Source organism: Pseudomonas sp. GW822-FHT04H02, from assembly GCF_058800645.1.
In genome coordinates this window covers 177,604-198,720 of record NZ_JBXAMM010000001.1, presented here as the reverse complement: position 1 = coordinate 198,720, position 21,117 = coordinate 177,604, and the positions used below count along the sequence as shown (strand labels likewise).

The following is a 21,117-nucleotide window of genomic DNA, read 5'->3' as shown; positions in this document are numbered from 1 at the left end:
GCACCGCCACTAACCCCGGGGCGCGTAATACAATCCCCACCCCCACCGCCTGAAGGATCAGCCATGTCCGTCACCAACCCCAAAGTCATCGATTTCTGGGGGGTCTCCAAGGAGGCTCCCAACGACCTGCTACTGGTGATGACCGACCACCTCGAATGGGGCGACAAGGCGGAACAAGGCGAGCACTTGCTCGTGCTGCAAGAGAAAATCAACAGCTACATCGCCTTCATCGAAAGTGGCGAGATCTACACCGAGATCCCCGGCGCCTATGGCAAGTACCCGATCATCCGGGTCATTGGCTTGTATGAATTGCCCGCGCAGGCCGAGTACTTCATGGCCCGGGTCACCGAAACCCTGAATGACGTGGGCATTGGCTTCGAGTTCGAGCTCAGGGTCGACGAGAGGATTCGCAACATGTAAGCCGGGCCGGGCACGGCGCTGCCTCAGGCAGGCTTGATCACAGCCCGGTTGAGGGCAATCACATCCACATGCTGCTGGTGCGAGAAGTGCTCGATCACGTCTTGCAGGTGCACATGCTCCAGGCCATTGGCCGCCATGTCGGCTGAAGCGTTGATCAGGAACTCACCCAGTGCCCTGAGTGTGTCCGGCTCGGCGAGAATCGAAATTTCGTCCAGTTGAATGCGCTGGTCACTGCCAACTGCGGTGCCATGCACGGTGAATGTCTTCAGCTTTTTCAAAGGTTGAATGCCTGCGCCTGTAGGTGGTTCTTTAACTTTGGCCAAGCCCAGGGCCTGGCCGATAGCCGCTGTTGCCCCGACAGCCCGCAGCAGGCCGCACGCCCGCCGACGACGCTGCTAATACAGCCGGGAACGACTCTACAGCAACCCCAAACGCCTGCGCAGGCAAAGCACTTTCTCATGCCATGTTCTGATATGATTTTTTTCAATATCTTTGCAAATTGATTTTTATTGTGTCATTTATGACTGCACTGATCACAGGACAGATCCAGCGCGCCACCCCGGATGGCGGGTACCCGCTCCCCCCCCAATGCCTTCCCAGGAGTCAACAATATGAACAAGACAGAACTTCTAGGTGCCCTGCTGCTAAGTGCGTCCAGCTTCCTGGCTCATGCCGACGAAGACAGCCTGCGCATCGGTATCGAGGCCGCCTACCCGCCTTTCTCCTTCAAGACACCCGAGGGCAATGTCAGCGGCTTCGACTACGACATCGGCAACGCCCTGTGCGAAGAAATGAAGGTCAAGTGCCAATGGGTCATTCAAGAGTTCGACGGCATGATTCCGTCGCTCAAGGTGCGCAAGATCGATGCCGTTCTGTCGTCGATGTCTATCACCGAAGACCGGATGAAATCCGTGGACTTCAGCAAAAAGTACTACCACACGCCTGGCAAGTTCGCGATGAAGGCCGGCAGCCTGATCAACGACCCGCTGCAGGACCTCAAGGGCAGGAAAGTCGGTGTACAACGCGCCTCGACCTATGATCGTTTTGCCACCGAGCAACTGGAACCCGCAGGCGTCGTCGTGGTGCGCTACGCCTCACAGAACGAAGCCTTCCTCGACCTCGCCTCGGGGCGCCTGGACGCCACTCTGGCCGATATCGTCAACACCGATGAAAGCTTCATCCAGACCGCGGCGGGCCAGGGCTTTGCCCTCACAGGGCCTGATATCAACGATCCGAAGTACTTTGGTCGGGGCGCCGGGATCGCCGTGCGCAAGGGTGACAGCGCCAACCTGGCGCGCCTGAATGCGGCAATCGACGCGATTCGCGCCAACGGCAAGTACCAGCAGGTGATGGCCCGGTACTTCGCGTTCGATATCTACGGCGAGTAAGCCTTTCTCTGAGCCCCGGCGCCGCTGCTGGCTGGCGTCGTCTACGGCTTGTCTTGCGCGCCTTGTGGCGCGAGCTTGAGGAATTTCATCATGCTCCACGGCTACGGTTCGAGCATTCTCGATGGCGCCTGGCTGACCATCAACCTGGCGCTGACGTCCATGGCCCTGGCGATTGCCCTGGGCCTGATCGGCGCGGCCCTGCGCCTGTCATCGCTGAAATGGCTGGCAGTGCTCGGGGAAAGCTACACCACCCTGATTCGCGGTATTCCAGACCTGGTGCTGATCCTGCTGATTTTCTATGGCGGCCAGGACCTGGTGAACCGCCTGGCGCTGGCGCTCGGCTACACCCGCTACATCGACATCAACCCCTTTATCGCCGGGGTCTGCACCATGGGCTTCATTTTTGGTGCCTACCTATCGGAAACCTTTCGCGGCGCCTTCATGGCGATCCCCAAGGGCCAGGCCGAGGCCGGGCTGGCCTATGGCATGGGCGGTGCCCAGGTGTTCTGGCGAATCATGGTGCCGCAGATGGTGCGTTTCGCCATTCCCGGGTTCACCAACAATTGGCTGGTGTTGACCAAGTCCACCGCGCTGATCTCGGTGATCGGCCTGCAAGACATGATGTTCAAGGCCAAGAACGCAGCGGATGCCACCCACCAGCCCTTTACCTTTTTTCTCGCGGTGGCGGCGCTGTACCTGATGCTCACCAGCCTGTCCTTGCTGGTGCTGCGCTGCCTGGAAAAACACTACTCGGTCGGCCTCAAAGCCGCCGAACTGTAAGGGGAGCCACCCATGATGCTTGACTACCACCTGATCTGGGACAACCTGCCGCTGTACCTCAACGGCGCCCTGGTGACCCTCAAGGTCCTGCTGATTTCCCTGGCCCTGGGTCTGGCCCTGGCAGTGCCCCTGGCGCTGATGCGGGTGTCGCGCTCGCCGCTGATCAACGCACCGGCGTGGCTCTATACCTATGTGATTCGCGGCACGCCGATGCTGGTGCAACTGTTCCTGATCTACTACGGCCTGGCGCAGTTCGAAGCGGTGCGCCAGAGCCTGCTCTGGCCGTATCTGTCCAGCGCGACCTTCTGCGCCTGCCTGGCCTTTGCGATCAACACCAGTGCCTACAGCGCCGAGCTGCTGGCCGGCAGTTTGCGCACCACCCCCGCAGGCGAGATCGAAGCCGCCAGGGCCATGGGCATGTCGCGCCTGACCCTGTACCGGCGCATTTTGCTGCCGTCGGCCTTGCGCCGAGCCTTGCCGCAGTACAGCAACGAAGTGCTGATGATGCTGCAAACCACCAGCCTGGCTTCCATCGTCACCCTGGTGGATATCACCGGGGCCGCGCGCACCGTCAGCTCGCGGTTCTACCTGCCCTTCGAGGCGTTTATCACTGCCGCTCTCTTCTACCTGGTTCTGACCTTCATTCTGGTGCGTCTGTTCAAGCTGGCCGAGCGCCATTGGCTGGCGTATCTGGCACCACGCAAGCACTAAGGAGCTGCTATGGAGCACATTCAATACCCGTTGCCATGGAGTGCGTCGGGCACCGTACGCACACTGACGCTGTTTCGCTTTGGCAGTGGAACACGCAAGGCCTATATCCAGGCGTCCTTGCATGCCGACGAGTTGCCGGGGATGCGCGTCGCCGTCGAGCTCAAGCGCCGTCTCCTGGAGCTGGAGACACAGGGCCGGCTGACCGGGGTGATCGAACTGGTGCCCCTGGCCAACCCGATCGGTATCGCCCAGATGTTCCAGGCCACCCATCAGGGGCGCTTCGAGTTCTCCAGCGGCAAGAACTTCAATCGCGACTTCCCGGAACTGTTCGAGCCGGTTGCAGCAGAGCTGCAAGGGCAATTGGGCTCTGACGCCGAGGCCAACGTCACGCTGATCCGCCGCGCCATGGCCGAGACCCTCGCGGCCATGCCGGCCCCCGCCTCGGAACTCGACGGCCTGCGCCGCCTGCTGCTGCAGCACGCGCATGACGCCGACCTGATGCTGGACCTGCACTGCGATTTCGAATCGATCATGTTGCTGTACGCCATGCCGCAACACTGGCCGCGCCTGCAGTCACTGGCCGCGCGCCTCGGCGCCGGGGTCACCCTGCTGGCCGAGGATGCGGGCGGCAGCGCCTTCGACGAAGCCTGCGCGATTGTCTGGCTACGCCTGGCAGAGCACTTTCCCGAGGCCAATATTCCCCTGGCGTGCGCCGCCACCACCATCGAATTGCGCGGCATGGCAGACACCGGACGCGAGCAATGCCTCGACAGCGCCGAAGCCATTCTTGGCTATCTGGCCGAGCAGGGCCTGATCAGCGGCGACTGGCCGGCGACGCCGCCGAGCCATTGCCAGGCACTGCCTTTTTCCGGCGCGCAGTATGCCTGCGCGCCCCATCCCGGCGTGGTGAGTTTCCTGCAACCGCTGGGTGCACAGGTCAAGGTCGGCGACCCGCTGTTCGAAGTCATCGATCCCTTGACCGACCGCCACAGCCTGGTCCGCGCCAGCATCGACGGCATTCTCTATGCCCGCGAACGGCTGCGCTTCGCCCAGCCGGGATTGTGGTTGGCCAAAGTGGCAGGTGCTACCCCCATTCGCCAGGGTCGCTTGCTCAGCGACTGATTCCAGAGAGTTCACAACATGTACAAACTTGAAGTTCAGGACCTGCACAAAAGCTACGGCGCGCACCAGGTGCTCAAGGGCGTCTCCCTGCAGGCACAGGCCGGTGACGTGATCAGCCTGATCGGCTCCAGCGGCTCGGGCAAAAGTACCTTCCTGCGTTGCATCAATCTGCTGGAGCAACCCAATGCGGGCACTATCCGGCTCAATGGCGAAGCACTGAAGCTGGTGGCCACTCCCCTGGGCGGGCTCAAGGCTGCCGAGCCCAGGCAGTTGCAACGCATGCGCTCACAGCTGTCGATGGTGTTTCAACATTTCAACCTCTGGTCACACATGAGCGCTCTGGAAAATGTCATGGAAGCCCCGGTGCAAGTGCTCGGCCTGAGCAAGCAGGAAGCGCGGGAGCGGGCCGAGCACTACCTGGACAAAGTCGGGGTGGCGCGGCGCATGAGCGCCTGGCCGGGACACATGTCCGGTGGCGAACAGCAGCGCGTGGCCATTGCCCGCGCACTGGCGATGGAACCGCAGGTCATGCTGTTTGATGAACCGACCTCGGCACTCGACCCCGAACTGGTCGGTGAAGTACTGAAAGTCATGCAGGATCTGGCGCAGGAAGGCCGCACCATGGTGGTGGTCACTCACGAAATGGGCTTTGCCCGCGAGGTGTCCAACCAGCTGGTGTTCCTTCACCAGGGCCGCGTGGAAGAACGCGGCGCCCCACGCGAGGTACTGGCCAACCCGCAATCCGAGCGCCTGCAGCAGTTTCTCGCGGGAAGTTTGAAATAAGATCGCCACGCCGCGGTGCAGCACTGCCCTGACGAGCCCGGCCTCGGATACACTCCAGCCCACCTCGCCAGGGCACCAGGCACAGCCCTTCTTTCACCCTCAGGAACTGTCGAGCCGGACATGCCAAGTTCATCGAAAGACACCACGATCTATGCCGCACCGGTCATGCGCAAACTGACGGAAATCGTTGCCGAGCTGCCGCCGTCGCTGCGCAAGGTGGCGGACTTCATCCTGCGCCACCCGCTCAAGGCCGCGACGCTGACCATCGAGGAGATGGCTCACGAAACCTTGACCTCCCCCGCCGCCGTCAACCGCCTGGCCAAGGCACTGGACCTGGGTGGATACAGCGGCATGAAGGCCGAGCTGGTCGCCACCTTGCAGCAGATGGTGTCGCCGGTGGACAAGCTGCGCAACGAACTGGCGCTGCGCCCGGGCGGTGCGTTCGGCCTGCACGAGCAGTTGCAGAGCGCCAGCAGCAACCTGGCCACAGCCACGACCAGCAACCACGCTGACAGCTTCGATGCCTTCATCAGCCGCCTGACCACAGCACGCAAGATCTACATTCTGGGGTTTGGCAACAGCGTCTACCTGGCCGGCCTCGCCGCTGCGACGCTGATGCCCTTCTGCGCCGACGCCACGGCCATCAGCATGGAGGGTGGCAACGAAAACGCCGCGTACCGGCTCGCCGCGATCACGGATCAGGATGTGCTGCTGGCCATCTCCCTGCCCCGCTATTCCCTCGACACCCTGCAACTGGCGCGCTTTGCCAACGAACGCGGGGCAACGGTCCTGGCCATTACCGACTCCCCCGCCTCGCCACTCACCGCGATTGCCGAGCACACACTGTTTGCGCCGTGCGACCACCCGGTACTGACCAGTTCCAATATTGCCGTGCTGGCCTTGATCGAAGGCCTGGTCGCCGGTGTCATGGCGCGCAATGAAAAAGCGGTGAAACTGGCCACGGAACTGACGGAAAGCGTGATGTCGTACCTGCATATGCCCAGCCACGGCAAATCGCTGAAAAAGTGAGGGCGGTGCGGTTTTGCCAGAAAGCCCGGTGCTGCACCCGACAGGCCCGAGCCAAGGTGCGCGGCGCCAACCCCCATCCAGGGTTGCGCCCCACGCGGCCTGCAGCGGCTCCCGCCCGCTCAAGCGGGGCAAGCGCCCTCAGCCCTCCTGCTGCAACCGCGCAATCAAGGTGTCGATAAAGAACGCCAGGCTTTCCGGCAACACCCGCTTGGGCATGGTCAGCACCTGAATGTCCCGATCGCCCAGGCGCGGGTTGGACAGCGGCACCGATACCAGCCCATCCATCCCCTGCCCTTCGCCGCTGATGGCGCTGGCAAAGGCCACCGTGTCGGACTGGCGCACAAACTCATGCAGGGCCCCGGAGAAGTTGCAGGTCATCACCTGATCGAAGCTCAGGCCGTCCATCTGGCACACCAGGTCCAGCAGTTGCCGCTGGGTGGTGCCCTTGGGCGTCAAGGCCACGGGAAACGCCTGCACCTGCTCCAGTGACAGCACCCCGGCGCTGGCCAGCGGATGCCCGGCGCGCATCAGGGCGCGAATCGGCGAGCGGATCGAGTAGCACACGTTGACCCCCTCCACCGGCTCGGTGCTGAAGGTCAGCCCCACGTCCGCCTCGCCCCGGCGAATGCGCTGCACGCACTCGTGGGGCGAGATCACGTCCAGGCGGTACTCGGCTCCGGGCCGCAGGCGGTAATGCTCCAGCAGCACCCGGGGCAGGAAATACCGCGACAGGCCCTCGGTGGATACCAGGCGGATCACCTTGGCCCCCGGGTAACCCTCGCCCCGCAGTTCGGCGAGGATGTTCTCCTGTTCCAGCCAGGTGCGCCGGGCGTGTTCGGCCAGGGCTTCGCCAGCGGCGGTGAGTTGCATGCCCCGCGGGCGCCGCTCGAACAGCGCCACGCCAACGCTCTCTTCCAGCAGGGCGATCTGCCGGCTCACCGCGCTGGGGGCGATGTGCAAACGCTCCCCCGCCGCGGCCAGGGAGCCCGCATCGATCACCGCCAGAAAATACCGATAGTCCATCTGCATCCCCTTGCCAGGCATCCAATTTTTAGAATCATGCCTTCAAAAAACAGCAATATACAGATGCCTTTGCCAACTCCACCATGGGCCCGTTCCCTTGCCCGACCGGAGTTGCAATGACCAAGCAAGCTGCCCTCGCCGGCGTTCGCCACTACCTGGACGACGGCCATTTTGAACAGGACCTGCGACGCCGGGTGGCGTTTCGCAGTGACAGCCAGGACCCGGCCCACGCCAGCGAGTTGCCGCGCTACCTGCTGGAGGAAATCCAGCCGCTGCTGCAGCGCCTGGGCTTCGACTGCCACATGCTGGCCAACCCCGAGGCCGGTGGGCCGTTCCTGATTGCCACGCGCCTGGAAGACCCAGCCCTGCACACAGTGCTCAGCTACGGCCACGGCGACGTGGTGCCGGGTTACGCCGAACAGTGGCGCACGGGCCTGAATCCCTGGCAGCTGACCCTGGAGGGCGAACGCTGGTACGGCCGTGGCACCGCCGACAACAAGGGCCAGCACAGCATCAACCTGACCGCCCTGGAGCAAGTGCTAAAGGCCCGCGACGGGCGCCTGGGCTTCAACCTCAAGCTGCTGTTCGAGATGGGTGAGGAAGCCGGTTCCCCGGGGCTGCGCCAGCTGTGCCAGGAGCAGCGCGAACTGTTGCGGGCCGATGTGTTCATCGCCTCCGACGGCCCACGGCTGAATCAGGCCCGACCGACGCTGTTCCTCGGCTCCCGCGGCTCGGCGCAGTTCCGCCTGGAGGTCAACACCCGGGACAAGGGCCTGCACTCGGGCAACTGGGGCGGGGTGATGAGCAACCCCGGCGTGGTACTGGCCAACGCCCTGGCCAGCCTGGTGGACCAGAACGGCCGCATCCGCTGCCGCGAACTGCTGCCGGCGAACATTCCCGACAACGTGCGCGCCGCCATCGCAGATCTGGAGATCCAGCGCGAGTCCCTGGGCCGCCCCCTGGACGAACACTGGGGCGAACCGGGGCTGACCCTGGGCGAGCGCCTGTTCGCCTGGAACACCCTGGAAATCCTCGCCTTCAGCACCGGCAACCCGCAAAAGCCGGTGAACGCGATTCCGCCCCGGGCCGTGGCCTTCTGTCAATTGCGCTTTGTCCTCGGCACGCCCTGGCAGCAGCTGGAAAGCCTGCTGCGGGCGCACCTGGACCGCGAAGGTTTCAGCCAGGTGGAGATCGTCATGGAGCGCTGCTCCCCGGCCACCCGCCTGGACCCGGACAACCCCTGGGTCAGGTTCGCCAAGACCTCGATTGCAGGTAGCAGTGCGCAGCGCCTGGCGCTGTTGCCGAACCTGGCGGGCACCCTGCCCAACGACATCTTCGCCGAAGTGCTGGGGCTGCCGACCCTGTGGATTCCCCACTCCTACCCCGGCTGCTCGCAGCACGCCCCGGACGAACACCTGCTGCTGCCGGTGATTCGTGAAGGCCTGGAGATCATGACGGCCCTGTTCTGGGACCTGGGGGACCTGCCCCGGGCCTGAGGCCATCGCTTACCCCGCCCGACTCAGCTCGGGCACCTGTCGCTCAAAATCCAACAATAAGCAGGAGCGTCCTGTATGACAGAGTTAGCCGCCACCTCGACCGCGATCCGAGTCGAACCCAAAGCCCTGTGGAAACCCATAGGCGCCGCCTTGATCGGCAACACCCTGGAGTGGTTCGACCTGTCGATCTACGCCTACTTCGCCCTGACCATCAGCCAGGTGTTCTTTCCCACGGCCGACCCGACCTTCTCCCTGCTGCTGGCCTTTGCCACCTTCGGCATCTCGTTCCTAATCCGCCCCCTGGGCGCGGCAGTACTGGGTTCCTACGCCGACCGCCGGGGCCGCAAGAAAGCCCTGACCCTGTCGATCCTGATCATGCTGGCGGGCACCCTGCTGATCGCCATCATGCCCAGCTACGCCACCCTGGGCCTCGCCGCGCCCATCGGCATCCTCCTGGCCCGGCTGCTGCAAGGCTTCTCCGCCGGCGGCGAATTCGGCACCTCCACCGCCTTCATGCTGGAACACGCGCCGCCGCGCACCCGGCACTTTGTCGCCAGCCTGCAATTCGCCAGCCAGGGCTTTGGCGTGGTCATCGCCTCGACCTTCGGCTACTTCCTGACCAAGCACCTCGATGCCCAGCAAATGCTCGACTGGGGCTGGCGCGTGCCGTTCTTCTTCGGCCTGCTGCTGGGCCCGGTGGGCCTGTACATCCGCCGCACCGTCGACGAATCGCCGGACTTCAAGGCCAGCGAACCGGGAGAGCGCCCCTTGCGCGAAGTCCTGATCAGCCAAAAGACCCTGCTGCTGATCGCCATGGGCACCCTGGTGGTGTCCACCGCCTCGAACTACATGATCCAGTACATGCCGTCCTACGCCGCCACCAGCCTGAACATCGCCCAGTCCTCGGGCTTTTTGGCGACCCTTACCGGCGGCCTGATCCTGACCATCATCACCCCCATCGTCGGCTACCTGTCCGGCCATATCGGGCGCCTGAAAATCATGCTGGCAGCGGCGGTGGTCTACGCGGTGGCGATCCTGCCGGCATTCCTCTGGCTCAACAGCCGCCCCAGCGCCAGCTCCCTGCTACTGGTGGTGGCGCTGATGGCCCTGATCAAGGCGGTGTACTTCGCCCCCCTGCCGTCGCTGATGGCGGACATCTTCCCGGTGCGCACCCGGGTCACCGGCATGTCCCTGAGCTACAACCTCGGCGTCACGATCTTCGGCGGTTTTGCCCCCGTGATCGCCACCGGCCTGATTGCCCTGACCGGCTCGCCACTGGCACCCAGTTTTTATCTGATGCTGGCAGCCTGTTTGAGTATTGGTGCAATTTTGATGGCGGGGAGAAAACTCAAGTTGCAGTGAGGCTGGATGCATCGGCTGAGGTTCTTGCCACTCCGTCACCCAAGGGCAGCGTAGGGGTAACGGACTTCACCGTGCAGGACTGATGCCCCAGCTGACATTCAACACACGCAGACGGATGAAAGAGTGCGCTGACTCTTTAATAGAGAAATGTTCCTTGAGCGTAAGCCTGCCAAAGGCGGTGTATAAAACCGCTATCGACCTGGTGCTTGAATGCCTGCGCGATCAGGCCAAAATCATCCGACACATAGCCTGCAAGATCCGGATTGCCAGTGATCTGATAGACCTTCTTGAAGGCAGCCTCTCTGACTTGCCTGATGGATTCATCTTCAGGCGGACATGACGAAAGCACTTGTTCATAGCTAGCGCTCCACGCGCTGGCAAACTCGATGCCATCCCGTGAATCCAACCTGGCATCCCAGTCAGTGTTCTCCTGGAAAATCAGCTCAAGAAAAACACCGTCATTTATCCTGGAGAGTATTTCACTCAGCCCCATCATCCCAGCCCATCTCCTTGAACCACTTCTCGATCAGCTCTAGCGCTTGCAATGGCGCGACACTTCCACCCAAGAGGGGCGGCCATGAAAACGCAGGACAACCGGCAATTAATAAACACCTCTGGCATTTATTGTTGAATAGCTTGTTTATAGAGATCCGTGAGAAACCCTGGAAGACCATCACTGATCATGTACATATTGCTTGCGCTGGGCTCCTCACCTTCATCTGCCTCGGTCTCATGATCCCAGGAGAATATCTCCGGGGAGTTATTGTCCAATCTGATTAATACAAGATTGCCCCCGGGGTCGTGGGCAATAGGCAAGAACCCATTGCATACAAGCAGAAGCCTTGTAGTGTGCGCACCACACGCTATGCCCTCCGACCTCGGTCATTTCCTGCGGTATGCCAGGTCCGGGCATGGATCAGGTGGCTTTCGCAGGATCAAAAATCCTCAAGGCACAAAGTTCAAAACCTCTTTCGCATAGTTCTTCCAATCAGGAATACGGGAGGACTTAAAGTACTGTTCAAGCTCCTTACTCCCCCGCCTAGCCACTATGAGGTCCACAAGATTGATCAAGAGAAAGGCTTTTGAATACCCGTGACACTTGACCAGCACGCTGGGCTCATAGCCTTCCTGCTCCACATCCTGGTCTTTTTTGGCAAGTTTATTGATTGAGAATTTCAATAAACCCTCTCCATCATTCAAAGCTTCCTGTATTTCTTTATACGACACGCCAGACAAGGCAATCCTTCTGGCGTCTATTGCAGCCATTACATCTTCATACTCTTGAAAAATCTCAATCCCTGCAGCGGACTTAATGGCATTCACTATAGATTCATACTTTTCACAAAATATGATCGATTTAATTTCCTGAATGTGATCCAGCATCCATCGACTCCTTTTAATATCCGTATCAAATCCGAACTTGATGACTGCTTCACATCCCCAAAGATCGGCCAGTCGGTCTGATCATCGGAAAACACCAGCATTTGATGATCGAGACTGTGCTCATGGTGCCAGCAGGTCATGTGCTTGCCGTTGTCGCCAAATCCAACATCATCGATCGGGCCGTGAATACCCTCACCGTTGAGGCCGAACGGCAACAACGCCAGTTGCTTGAGCAGGCGTTCCAGATCGATACCCGTGCCATACCTGGACCGGAACATTTGACATTACTGCTGGACAATCCAGCGCTCAAACTCGGCAGCCTGCGAAGGGCAATTGGTGTCCCTGATCCAATGGATTTCCGTCTCCGGGTCGAGAGTGTCTGTCACCGAGAAAGCGAAAATGACGCCAGCCAACTCGGTCTGGCGCAACTCTTTAAGGGCGTCGACGCACAGGCCAAAAACAGCATCGCGATACTGTTTGAAGTCGGGCCCTTCCGAGACCGACTCACAGGAGCGCCGCATATCCTCGGATATGTCCGCAAAAAACTCCTCGCCAAAGCCCTCATGACTCCATTCGCCGGGACTCCACTTGAAATAGACGGGATCTTCAGGGTACTTGGCCTGCATCTTCGCCAGGTGGGTTTTGCAGTTGAGCGATACAGACAGGGAGGTTGCGTCCGCGTCGGAGTACAACGCAAAGCCGCACACTTCAGACTCGGGCATTTGCATTGTAAATTTCGCTATCACCTGACGAGAGGCCGCGACAACTCGGCGGTGAAATTCAGCGGCATCAAAAACAACCATGATGCTATTCCTTATGGCAACATGTTGATTGTTTCGCCAGCACCGTGCCGGCGTATTTTTCGTAAAGCCAAGACCCTATCCGCAGCGTTCCCGGCGCTGCCAGTAACCGTCCTGGCCAAAGCTTCACACACTCGCCCGGTATTTTGCGCGGTACGCGCCTCACAGCACCAGTCCTTCGACGCCGGACCTTATCGCAGCCTTCGGTAGCGGCGCTTGTCGGCTACTGCACCGGCAAAAAATTCATCAACAACAAACTCTGCGCATAATTGAACCCCACCCGCCGATAGCGCTCATCCAGAATCTGCGTCAGCAAATCCAACCGCGCCACAATCTTGCCAAACTCCACGGCAAAACTCAGATTGCTGCCCTCCTCGGAAATCTCATTGGAAAACAGCAACAGCACCCCATTGGCATCCTGACGCTGGCTCAGCAGCCAGGTGGCTTTTTCAATATTGCGCGCCGCATTGCTGATGAACTGCGGATCGATGGTGTCGGTCATGTAGAACTCGGTCCGCCCGCCGTGGGCCGTCACCAGCATGCTGCCAATGGCATAGATGAACGCGCCGACCCGATCCCCCTCAAACTCCGGGCTCAGGGAATAGCTCAGGGCCGCCAGGTCGCGACGGTCCCCCAGGGCCGGCAGCGGCTGGCGCTTTTCGATGGCATTGCGGATCTCGCGCTGGGCCGTGGTGCCATCGGGGAACCCCGACTTGCGCCACTGGCTGGGGTTGCGCAGGTAGAGCTTGCCCATCAGCAGGTACAGGCTCTGCAGGTTGTCGCGCATGCCGATGGTGGCCATGCGGTCAACGCTGGTCTGGAAGAATTCGTCAGGCTTGCCTTCACGAAACTGTTTGGCGATATCGCGCCCTTGCTGCTGGGTACAGGCTGTGGCGCCAAGCATCAGCAGCGCCACCAGGAACAGGCGCTGAAATCGGGTTTGCATCATGCAAGAAGAGGGAGCGTAGGCCATCGGCACCGGGTCGGAATTCACGGGCTGCGGCGGGGATCGGCGCGGCCAGGCCTGGTGATAGAACGCAAAACTGTAAAAAAGTGCGATGGCCGCGGCCGGCCATCGCCAAATCGCTCGTTTACGAGCGTCGCAACTGACCGGGGGACACGATGATCTTGACGTTGTGCTCCTTGTTGTTGACCAGCTCCTCAAAGCCCTGGCCAACGATCTCTTCCAGCTGGATGCGCCCGGTCACCAGGGGCGAAATATCCAGCCGGCCATCGGCGATGAAGGCGATCACATCGGCGAACTCACCGTTGTAGGCCAGGGCCCCCAGCACCGTTTTCTCGGTGGCCACCAGCTCGAAGAAGTTGAACTCGCTGGGCTCTTCGAATATCCCCACCATCACGCACTTGCCGGCCTTGCGGATCAGGTCGATGGCCAGCTTGGCGGTGTGCTTGTTGCCGATGCACTCAAAGCTGACATCGGCCCCCAGCCCGCCGGTCAGGCGCTTGACCTCGGCCAGGGCATCGCACTCCTTGGGGTCGAGCACGTGGGTCGCGCCCACCTCCAGGGCCTTGGCCTTGCGCGCGCCGGACATTTCCAGGGCGATCACCTGGGCCGCGCCGGCGGCCTTGGCGCACATGATGGTGCACAGGCCGATGGTGCCGGCGCCGACCACCACCACGTTCTGCCCCAGCAGGCTGCCGGCTTTTTTCACCGCGTGCATGCCCACCGCCAGCGGCTCGATCAGCGCTCCGGCCTCGGCGGGAAAGTTGGCCGGCAAGGCGTACAGCAGGTTGGCCGGCACGTTGACCAATTCGGCGAAGGCGCCGTTGTTCATCAGCCCGGTAAAGGCCAGGTTTTCGCAGATGTTGTACAACCCGTGGGTGCAGTAATAGCAGGTGCCGCAGTGCTGGCAGGCGTCGGCGGCCACCGGCTGGCCAACGCTGAAACCCTGGACCCCTTCGCCCAGGGCGACGATTTCGCCGCAGAACTCGTGGCCGAGGATGCACTGGCCCTTGATCCCGGTCAGCGGGTGCGGTGCGTCCACCGGAATGAACACCGGCCCGGCCACATATTCGTGCAGGTCGGAGCCGCAGATGCCGCACCAGTCGACACGGATCTGCACCCAGCCCGCAGGCGGCGCGTCGGGCAGCGGTACGTCTTCGACGCGGATATCGTGGCGGCCGTGCCAGACCGCGGCGCGCATGCTCGGAACAGGCTTGAGGGAAACACTCATCTTGGCTTCTCCTTATTCTTGTAGAGCTGCGACGGCCCCCTGGCCGCCGCAGAACAGCTCAGTGCTGCTGGATAAAATCGAGGATTAGGCGGTTGACCTGCTCCGCCGCTTCCATCTGCAGCATGTGCCCCTGCCCCGGCAGCACCTCGATCTGCGCCTTGAGATCGGCGCTGTGGCTCACCGGAATGATCCGGTCGTCGCTGCCCCAGATCACCAGCACCGGCTGCGGGCCGTCCTGCACCACCGGGCGCAGGTCGGCCTGCTGGCGGCCGTCGGCGAACAGCTGTTGCGCAAGCTGCCCGAGGGCCGCTTGCACCCCTTCCAGGCGCTTGTACTTGAGCATGTCGTCGAGCATCTGCCGGTTCACCAGCTCGGCGTTGGAGAACAACTGCACCAGCTGCGGCTTGAGGGCATTGCGGTTGCTGGCCTCGACAAAACCTTGCAGGTAGTCGCCGTTGATCTCGCGGCCCAGCCCGGCGCTGCCGATCAGGGTCAGGGTGCGCACGCGGTCCGGCGCCAGCCGCGCGGTGTTGAGGGACACCGCGCCGCCCATGGAGTGGCCCACCAGATGGGCCACGGGAATCTCCAGGTGATCCAGCAGCGCCAGCAGCACTTCGCTCAATTCATCCAGGTCGCCCCGTTGCAGGGCCTTGGTCGATTCGCCGTGGCCCGGCAGGTCGAGGGCGATCACCCGGCGCCCGGCGGCCAGGGCTTCGTGGTTGAACAGCCAGTTGTTGAGGTCGCCGCCAAAGCCGTGCACCAGCAGCAGCGGCGTGCCACCTTCACCGCGCTCGAAATAGCGGATCAGGCGGCCGCCCAGTTCAACCTTCTGCGGCGCCGGGCCACTGTCTTCATCGGCGCTGTCGCCGGGCACGAAGCTGGCCTGGAACTGCTCGATCACCGCGTCGATCTCGGCGTCACTGGCTTCGCCATCGACCACGATGCCCAGCAGCGCGCCCACCGCCAGGGTCTCGTCCTGGCGGGCGATCTGCCGGCGCAGGATGCCGGAGAACGGCGCCTCGACGCTGCTGGAGATCTTGTCGGTCTCCACGTCCAGCACTTCATCGCCCTTGCTGATGCTCTGGCCTTCTTCCTTGAGCCAGGCATCGACCCGGCCCTCGGTCATCGACAGGCCCCACTTGGGCATGGTCAGGGTATGGATCTGGCTCATCAGCGGCTCCACTCGATCACGGTGAGCACGGCTTTCTCGATCTTCGCCGCGTCGGGGATGTACAGGTCTTCCAGGGCGTCGGAGAACGGCACTGGGGTGTGGGGCGCGGTGACCATTTCGATCGGCGCCTTGAGGGAGGCGAAGGCTTTCTGCGCCACCAGGGCCGAGATGTCGGTGGCCATGGAGCAGCGCGGGTTGGCTTCGTCGATCACCACCAGGCGCCCGGTCTTCTCCACGCTTTCCAGGATGCTGTCTTCATCCAGCGGGCTGGTGGTGCGCAGGTCGATCACCTCGCAGTCGATACCGCGCCCGGCCAAGCTGCGGGCCGCGTCCAGGGCGGTATTCACCGTGCGCCCGTAGGACACCAGGGTCACGTCCTTGCCGTCGCGCAGGAAGTTGGCCTCGCCGAAGGGAATCGCGTAGGACTCCTCCGGCACTTCGCCCTGCAGGCTGTAGAGCAGCTTGTGCTCGCAGAAGATCACCGGGTCGTTGTCGCGGATGGCCTGGATCAGCAGGCCCTTGGCGTCGTAGGGCGACGAGGGGCAGACCACTTTCAGCCCGGGGATGTGGGTCCACAGCGAGGTCAGCATTTGCGAGTGCTGGGCCGCGGCGCGCAGGCCGGCGCCGACCATGGTGCGGATCACCAGCGGGGTCTGGGCCTTGCCGCCGAACATGTAGCGAAACTTCGCCGCCTGATTGAGGATCTGGTCCAGGCAGCAGCCGGCGAAGTCGACGAACATCAGCTCGCACACCGGGCGCACGCCACGGGTGGCGGCGCCGACCGCGGCGCCGACGTAGCCGATCTCCGATAGCGGGGTGTCCAGCACCCGCCCGGGGAATTGATGGTAGAGGCCCTTGGTCACCCCGAGCACGCCGCCCCAGGCGTCGTTGTCGCCGGGGGCGCCGGCGCCGCCCGCCACGTCTTCGCCCATGATGAACACGCTGGGGTCGCGCCGCATTTCCTGGGCCAGGGCTTCGTTGATAGCCTGCTGGTAACTGATTTTTCTCGCCATGATGGTGGTCTCTTGTTGTTCTGTGGGGCGTTATGGATAAGCGACGTAGACGTCGCTGAGCAGGTCGGCGGGGCTCGGCTTGGGGTCGGTCTTGGCCTTGCGCACCGCGTCTTCGATCAGCGCTTCCACGTCGGCATCGATCTGGTCCAGCTGGCTGGCCTGCACCAGGCCCGAACGGGTGGTGCGCTCGCGGAACTGCATCAGGCAGTCGTTGTGCTCGCGGTAATGCTTGACCTCGTCGGGGGCGCGGTAGGTCTGGGCGTCGCCCTCGAAGTGGCCGTAGTAGCGGGTCAGCTTGACCTCGATCAGCGACGGCCCCTCCCCGGCCCGGGCCCGCTCCACGGCGGCGCCGGCGGCTTCGTGCACGGCGAAGAAATCAAAACCGTCCACCGTTACCCCGGGCATGCCGAAACCGGCGGCGCGGTCGGCAATGTGGTCGCACGCCACCGACCAGTTGGAGGCCGTGGCTTCGGCGTAGCCGTTGTTCTCGGCGATGAACAGGCACGGCAGGTTCCATACCGAGGCCATGTTCATGGCCTCGAACACCGCGCCTTCGTTGGAGCCGCCGTCGCCGAAGAACACCACCGACACACCGTCGGTGCCTTGCAGCCGGGCGGCCAGGGCCGCGCCCACCACCAGCGGCGCACCGGCACCGACGATGCCGTTGGCGCCGAGCATGCCCTTCTCGAAATCGGCGATGTGCATGGAGCCGCCCTTGCCCTGGCAGACCCCGGTCTTCTTGCCGTAGATCTCCGCCATCATCCCGTAGACGTCCACGCCCTTGGCGATGCAATGGCCGTGGCCACGGTGGTTGGAGGCGATGCAGTCGTCGTCCCGCAGGTGGGCCATGACTCCGGCGGCCGAGGCTTCTTCCCCGGCATAGAGGTGGACGAAACCGGGGATCTCGCCGGTGGCGAATTCCACGTGCAGGCGTTCTTCGAATGCGCGGATGGTGCGCATCACCCGGTAGGCGTGGAGCAACTGGTCAGTGGTCAGGGGTGTCGACATTTTTATTCTCCAGGGTGTCTTCGGACTGAAGGTTCACGGGGTGTTGCCGGTGATCACGGTCGATGGCCAGCAGGCGCTGGCGCGCCGCGTGTTCCAGGACCGCGTTGACGTCAATGCTCAGCGGGCCGCCGGCATCCAGGGTGACCGTGGGCCGGTCGTGGGGGTTGAACTCGATCTCGCGCTCGCCATCCAGGGCCAGGGTGCCGGCGTTCAGGCACAGGGGCTGGGGCACATCGGGTTGCAGGTAGCCGGCCTCCAGCACCCCGCAGCCCTGCAGCAGGCCGGGAGCCAGGGGCACCAGCAGCGCCTCGGGGGATTGCGGGTCCAGGCGCATCCAGGCGCCGTGGGGTTCCTGGCGGGTGACCGGCAGCCACAGCCCGCAGAGCGCGGAAATGCCGATGGACTGCGGTTCGGCGAAGGTCACGAAGACCTCGGCCAGATCGCTGGCGCGGCTGATGGCCCGGGCGCCGAGAAAGGCCAGGGGCGACACCGCCACATCCACCAGGGCCACTTCGCACAGGCCCCGGGACGGTTCGCGCACCAGCAGGCGCTTGTTGCGCCGCAGGGCGATCTCGGCGGGCACCCGGCCGCTGGCGTAGAGCCCGCCGGCCAGCCCGGCGCTGGTGGCTTCGCGCAGCTCCGGAAAGGCGTTGTTGGTGCCGGTGGACAGGGTCAGCAGCGGAATGTCGCCGACCTCGGCGGCCACCGCCTTGTGGGTGCCGTCGCCACCGAGCACGGCGATCAGCGACACCTCGCGCTCGGCCATCCAGCGCGCCGCCCGGCGGGTGTCCTCGACGCTCTGGCGCAGGGTCAGGTCGAGGAATTCCAGGGCCGGCCAGTGCTGCTCCCGGGCCTGGCGGCTGCGGCTGTTCTTCTGCACCGCGGCGGCGATGCCGGTCATGTCGGTGGGCATCAGCACCTGCTCGATGCCGGTGGCGCCGAAGGCCGCCAGCAGGCGCTGGATCACCGAGACCTTGTCGGTGCTGGAGAACAGGCCGGCGTTGGCGGTGAGGCGGCGCACATCACGGCCCGAAGCCGGGTTGGCGATGATGCCGACAGTGAGGCGGCGGCGGCTCATGGGCTCACCGCGGGCGGAGCACAGGCAGGAGAAAACATCGGGCACCTCGTTCTTATTCTTCGATGGGCCAGTCGGCGCGAGTTGCCGAGAACTGGTTGCCAAGAGCCAGAGCAAGGCCGGTGCCAGTTATGGAAAAACCGCTGCAAAGGCCCGTGGCAGAGCGGCTGTTGCACTCGCCTGCAGGTGTCGGGAAGCCCAGCGCCTGAGACGTTGCATGTCAGGCTGCACGGGGCCTTGGCGAGACCCTGAGACGTTGCGTCTCAGCGCCCCCACGGCGGCGCCCGGTGCTTGTCGGGAGCCGCGGATCGGCGCTTAATGCGCCCACAACGATAAGAAGCTGCAACCGGAGGCCTTCATGCTTTCCGCACATTCAAAAGCCCATGTGGACTGCGTCAGCCGGGTCCTGAAAAACGCCGATCACCTGCCCCAGGCGCCGGTGCCGAGCCTGATCCTCGATTCCTGGCGCCGCTCCATGGAGCAGCACCAACTGGACCCCGGCTCGCTGCAGGGGCCGCGCATTCTGTCCGAAAACGTGCTCAAGGAATGCCGCGAGCGTTCCGAGCTGTTCCTGCGCATCGCCAGCGAAGAAGTGGCCCGCCTGCATGGCCGGGTGCGCGACGCCGACTACTGCGTGCTGCTCACTGACGCTCAGGGCCAGACCATCGACTACCGGGTGGAGTCCACCCTGCGCAACGACTGCCGCAAGGCCGGGCTGTACCTGGGCACCTGCTGGTCGGAGGGTGAAGAAGGCACCTGCGGCGTGGCGGCGGTGCTCACCGCGCGCACGCCGATCACCGTGCACAAGCGCGACCACTTTCGCGCCGCGTTCATCGGCCTGACCTGTTCCGCCGCCCCGGTGTTCGATCCCCAGGGCGAGCTGCTGGGGGTGCTGGATGTGTCGGCGGTGCGTTCCCCGGACGACCGCCGTTCCCAGCACCTGATCCGGCAGATGGTGGTGCAGAGCGCGCGGGAGATCGAACAGGCATTCTTCATGAACAGCGCCCAGGGCTACTGGGTGCTGCGGGCCCATGCCAGCCCCGGCTATGTCGACAGCCAGCCGGATTACCTGCTGGCCTGGGACGACGACGGTTGCCTGCGCGCGCTCAACCCGGCGGCGCGCCATTACCTGCTGCGCCGCTATGGCCGGTTGCCGCAGCACATCGCCCAGGTGTTCGACCCGCAGCTGTTGCAGCGCGCCCGCGACGAAGCCCTGTGCCCCCTTTCCGATAACCTCCACGGCCGCCTGCAAGCCCCAAGGCGCCCGGCACAGCGCCCGCGCCTGAGCCTGGCCGGAGAACCGCTGGACCCGCGGGTGGAACAGAGCCTGCGCCTGGCGGTGCGGGTCAAGGACCGCCACCTGCCGGTGCTGATCCAGGGCGAGACCGGTTCCGGCAAGGAAGTCTTCGCCCGCCAGCTGCACCAGGCCAGCCAGCGTCGGGACCGGCCCTTTGTCGCGGTGAACTGCGCGGCGATTCCCGAGAACCTGATCGAAAGCGAACTGTTCGGCTACGTTGCCGGGGCCTTTACCGGCGCTTCGAACAAGGGCATGCAGGGCCTGCTGCAACAGGCCGATGGCGGCACCCTGTTCCTCGATGAAATCGGCGACATGCCCCTGGCCTTGCAGACCCGCCTGCTGCGGGTGCTGGCCGAGGGTGAAGTGGCGCCCCTGGGGGCCGCGCAACGCAAGGCGGTGGATATCCAGGTGATCTGCGCCACCCACCGCGATCTGGAGGCGCTGGTGGCCGAGGGCAGCTTTCGCGAGGACCTGTATTTCCGCCTGGGGGGCGCGCGCTTTCAGTTGCCACCGCTGCGCGAGCGCAGCGACCGGCTGGCGCTGATCACCCGGATTGTCGAAGAGGAATCCAAGCGCTGCGGTGCGCCGGTGCAACTGGGCAATGCGGCACTGGAATGCCTGCTGGGCTACCGCTGGCCGGGCAACGTGCGGCAATTGCGCCATGTGCTGCGCTACGCCTGCGCGGTGTGCGAAGGGCCGCTGATCCAACTGCATGACTTGCCCGAACAACTGCGCGGCGCCGAGGCCGAAGGCGCCCTGCCCGCCCTGGAAACCGCCACCAGCCCCGAGCGCCAGGCCCTGCTGGATGCCCTGGTGCGCCACCGCTGGAAACCCGTGGCGGCAGCCAAGGCCCTGGGCATTTCCCGCGCCACCCTGTACCGCCGCGTGCAGCAGCACGGCATCCAGATGCCCGGCCGCAGCCCGGCCTAATCCACACCAACCGTAGGCGCCGGCTTGCCGGCGAACAGGCCCTCGGATGGGGCGGTGATCTTGCAGGCGCCTTCGCTGGCAAGCCAGCTCCTACAAGGGACTGCGTGACGGGACGAAATCCGTAGGAGCCG

General features: G+C 63.6%; 21 protein-coding genes and 1 pseudogene. 10 read left to right on the top strand and 12 right to left on the bottom strand.

Going from position 1 to position 21,117, the window contains the following annotated elements; translation table 11 throughout:
• The first annotated feature begins 63 nt into the window (after window positions 1-63).
• Entirely contained in the window at window positions 64-420 is a 357-nt protein-coding gene (locus AC1RMG_RS00975) for a DUF6572 domain-containing protein (RefSeq protein WP_053157429.1), read from the top strand.
• A gap of 23 nt (window positions 421-443) precedes the next feature.
• On the opposite strand, the gene AC1RMG_RS00970 is transcribed toward AC1RMG_RS00975, so the two are convergent.
• On the bottom strand, window positions 444-698 hold the full coding sequence (locus AC1RMG_RS00970; protein WP_493168004.1) for an Imm32 family immunity protein: 255 nt from the start codon (window positions 696-698) through the stop codon (window positions 444-446).
• A 333-nt stretch (window positions 699-1,031) separates the two neighbouring features.
• Here AC1RMG_RS00970 and AC1RMG_RS00965 point away from each other — a divergent pair, with 333 nt between their 5' ends.
• From AC1RMG_RS00965 to AC1RMG_RS00940, 6 genes are all read left to right on the top strand, one after another.
• Entirely contained in the window at window positions 1,032-1,808 is a 777-nt protein-coding gene (locus AC1RMG_RS00965) for an ABC transporter substrate-binding protein (protein WP_493168002.1), read from the top strand.
• 90 nt (window positions 1,809-1,898) lie between these two features.
• Window positions 1,899-2,588: an ABC transporter permease gene (locus tag AC1RMG_RS00960; protein ID WP_103408093.1), complete on the top strand. Its 690-nt coding sequence runs from the start codon at window positions 1,899-1,901 to the stop codon at window positions 2,586-2,588.
• Between the two features lie 12 nt (window positions 2,589-2,600).
• Window positions 2,601-3,299 (top strand): ABC transporter permease, encoded by a 699-nt coding sequence (locus AC1RMG_RS00955; protein WP_072451484.1) that lies wholly within the window; start codon window positions 2,601-2,603, stop codon window positions 3,297-3,299.
• 9 nt (window positions 3,300-3,308) lie between these two features.
• Window positions 3,309-4,421 (top strand): succinylglutamate desuccinylase/aspartoacylase family protein, encoded by a 1,113-nt coding sequence (locus AC1RMG_RS00950; protein WP_125062914.1) that lies wholly within the window; start codon window positions 3,309-3,311, stop codon window positions 4,419-4,421.
• Window positions 4,422-4,439: 18 nt separating this feature from the next.
• Window positions 4,440-5,204: an ABC transporter ATP-binding protein gene (locus tag AC1RMG_RS00945; RefSeq protein WP_093406006.1), complete on the top strand. Its 765-nt coding sequence runs from the start codon at window positions 4,440-4,442 to the stop codon at window positions 5,202-5,204.
• Between the two features lie 120 nt (window positions 5,205-5,324).
• Window positions 5,325-6,233, top strand: coding sequence for a MurR/RpiR family transcriptional regulator (locus tag AC1RMG_RS00940; protein ID WP_248766096.1), 909 nt, complete (start codon window positions 5,325-5,327; stop codon window positions 6,231-6,233).
• A 138-nt stretch (window positions 6,234-6,371) separates the two neighbouring features.
• Here AC1RMG_RS00940 and AC1RMG_RS00935 read toward each other — a convergent pair whose 3' ends face one another.
• A complete protein-coding gene (locus tag AC1RMG_RS00935) occupies window positions 6,372-7,256 on the bottom strand; it encodes a LysR family transcriptional regulator (RefSeq protein WP_493167999.1) in 885 nt (294 codons plus the stop codon).
• A 116-nt stretch (window positions 7,257-7,372) separates the two neighbouring features.
• Here AC1RMG_RS00935 and AC1RMG_RS00930 point away from each other — a divergent pair, with 116 nt between their 5' ends.
• Entirely contained in the window at window positions 7,373-8,752 is a 1,380-nt protein-coding gene (locus AC1RMG_RS00930) for a M20 family metallopeptidase (protein WP_493167997.1), read from the top strand.
• 75 nt (window positions 8,753-8,827) lie between these two features.
• A complete protein-coding gene (locus AC1RMG_RS00925) occupies window positions 8,828-10,114 on the top strand; it encodes an MFS transporter (RefSeq protein ID WP_401019243.1) in 1,287 nt (428 codons plus the stop codon).
• A 136-nt stretch (window positions 10,115-10,250) separates the two neighbouring features.
• On the opposite strand, the gene AC1RMG_RS00920 is transcribed toward AC1RMG_RS00925, so the two are convergent.
• From AC1RMG_RS00920 to AC1RMG_RS00875, 10 genes and pseudogenes are all read right to left on the bottom strand, one after another.
• Window positions 10,251-10,610: an immunity protein PIM1 family protein gene (locus tag AC1RMG_RS00920; protein ID WP_125062909.1), complete on the bottom strand. Its 360-nt coding sequence runs from the start codon at window positions 10,608-10,610 to the stop codon at window positions 10,251-10,253.
• 449 nt (window positions 10,611-11,059) lie between these two features.
• Window positions 11,060-11,497, bottom strand: a complete 438-nt coding sequence (locus tag AC1RMG_RS00915) for a hypothetical protein (RefSeq protein ID WP_125062908.1) — start codon at window positions 11,495-11,497, stop codon at window positions 11,060-11,062.
• Complete coding sequence (locus AC1RMG_RS00910) at window positions 11,437-11,775, bottom strand: hypothetical protein (protein WP_493167994.1); 339 nt, start codon at window positions 11,773-11,775, stop codon at window positions 11,437-11,439. The genes AC1RMG_RS00915 and AC1RMG_RS00910 overlap by 61 nt, the downstream gene beginning before the upstream one ends.
• Window positions 11,776-11,781: 6 nt before the next feature.
• Window positions 11,782-12,219 (bottom strand): DUF4303 domain-containing protein, encoded by a 438-nt coding sequence (locus AC1RMG_RS00905; protein WP_493168752.1) that lies wholly within the window; start codon window positions 12,217-12,219, stop codon window positions 11,782-11,784.
• Between the two features lie 301 nt (window positions 12,220-12,520).
• A complete protein-coding gene (locus tag AC1RMG_RS00900; RefSeq protein WP_493167992.1) occupies window positions 12,521-13,246 on the bottom strand; it encodes a hypothetical protein in 726 nt (241 codons plus the stop codon).
• Between the two features lie 142 nt (window positions 13,247-13,388).
• Window positions 13,389-14,462 carry a 2,3-butanediol dehydrogenase gene (locus tag AC1RMG_RS00895; protein WP_228102375.1) on the bottom strand — a complete coding sequence of 358 codons (1,074 nt, stop codon included), beginning with the start codon at window positions 14,460-14,462 and terminating at the stop codon, window positions 13,389-13,391.
• Window positions 14,463-14,550: 88 nt separating this feature from the next.
• Window positions 14,551-15,663 (bottom strand): acetoin dehydrogenase dihydrolipoyllysine-residue acetyltransferase subunit, encoded by a 1,113-nt coding sequence (locus AC1RMG_RS00890; protein WP_493167990.1) that lies wholly within the window; start codon window positions 15,661-15,663, stop codon window positions 14,551-14,553.
• Window positions 15,663-16,676: an alpha-ketoacid dehydrogenase subunit beta gene (locus tag AC1RMG_RS00885; protein ID WP_011060471.1), complete on the bottom strand. Its 1,014-nt coding sequence runs from the start codon at window positions 16,674-16,676 to the stop codon at window positions 15,663-15,665. Before AC1RMG_RS00885 ends, AC1RMG_RS00890 begins: the two co-directional genes overlap by 1 nt.
• A 30-nt stretch (window positions 16,677-16,706) precedes the next feature.
• Window positions 16,707-17,684, bottom strand: coding sequence for a thiamine pyrophosphate-dependent dehydrogenase E1 component subunit alpha (locus AC1RMG_RS00880; protein WP_019094732.1), 978 nt, complete (start codon window positions 17,682-17,684; stop codon window positions 16,707-16,709).
• Window positions 17,685-17,686: 2 nt separating this feature from the next.
• Window positions 17,687-18,762 (bottom strand): annotated as a pseudogene (locus AC1RMG_RS00875) (ATP-NAD kinase family protein).
• Between the two features lie 355 nt (window positions 18,763-19,117).
• Here AC1RMG_RS00875 and AC1RMG_RS00870 point away from each other — a divergent pair.
• The gene (locus AC1RMG_RS00870; RefSeq protein ID WP_019094734.1) at window positions 19,118-20,986 is read left to right on the top strand and encodes a sigma-54-dependent Fis family transcriptional regulator; all 1,869 of its coding nucleotides are present in this window, start codon (window positions 19,118-19,120) and stop codon (window positions 20,984-20,986) included.
• Window positions 20,987-21,117: the final 131 nt, after the last annotated feature.